The organism is Puniceibacterium antarcticum (assembly GCF_002760615.1).
GTDB classification, from domain to species: Bacteria; Pseudomonadota; Alphaproteobacteria; order Rhodobacterales; family Rhodobacteraceae; genus Puniceibacterium; species Puniceibacterium antarcticum.
On the sequence record NZ_AWWI01000152.1, the window covers coordinates 1 to 909 of the forward strand.

A 909-nucleotide genomic window follows, 5' to 3' on the forward strand; every position below is an offset into this window, starting at 1 on the left:
GGGCTGCGCCCTGGGCCGTCTGGGTGCTGCTGGTGCTGGCGCTGGCGGGGCCGCGACAGCTGGAGCCCATTGCGGCGCTCAGGGTGTCGGGGCGGGATCTGGCGATTGTGCTGGATCTGTCGGGGTCGATGGTGCGCGATGACTTCTTTCTGGACGGCGCGCCGGTGACCCGGCTGGCGGCGGTGCAAAAGGTCGGGGCTTCCTTTGCGCGGGGTCGCGCGGGGGATCGGGTGGCGCTGATCGTCTTTGGATCGGATGCCTATTACGCCGCGCCGTTTTCCTTTGATACCGAAGCGATTGCGCGGCGCATCGAAAGCGCTGAGATCGGCATTTCCGGGCGGGCGACCAATATCTCTGACGGGCTGGGGCTGGCGCTGAAACGGCTTGAAACCTCAGAGGCAAAAAGCAAGGTGGTGATCCTGCTGTCGGATGGGATCAGCAATGCCGGGGCGACCAACCCGCGCGGTGTGGCGGGGCTGGCTGCTGATCTGGGTGTGCGGGTGCATACGATCGCGCTGGGACCCAAGGATCTGAGCGACAGTGACCCCGGTGAAAATGGTGTGGTTGATGCGGCGACGTTGCGGGCCGTGTCCGAGCTGAGCGGTGGCACAAGTTTCAGGGTGCGCACGAGCGAGGATCTCATGGCGGTGGCCGATGCGTTGGACCAGCTTGAGGCGACAGAGGGTGACGGGTTGTCGGCAGAGGTGTTTGCCGAATTCTGGATCTGGCCTGCGGCGCTGGCCGCGGCGCTGTGCCTGTGGATTGCCTGGAGGGCAGAGTGATGGAACATCTGGCCCTTCTGCGCCCGCTGTGGCTGATTGCCTTGCCCGGTCTGGTGATCCTGGCCGTTGTGATGCGCCGCCGCCGGACGGGGCTTGGGGATTGGGACCGGGTGCTGGACCCTGCGAT

General features: G+C 65.9%; 1 protein-coding gene. It reads left to right on the top strand.

All coding sequences use genetic code 11. The annotated features are described in order from the left end of the window. Nucleotides 1-782 (top strand): VWA domain-containing protein (locus P775_RS21835; RefSeq protein ID WP_099912969.1); only part of this gene is annotated, 782 nt, incomplete at its 5' end. Nucleotides 783-909 lie beyond the last annotated feature (127 nt).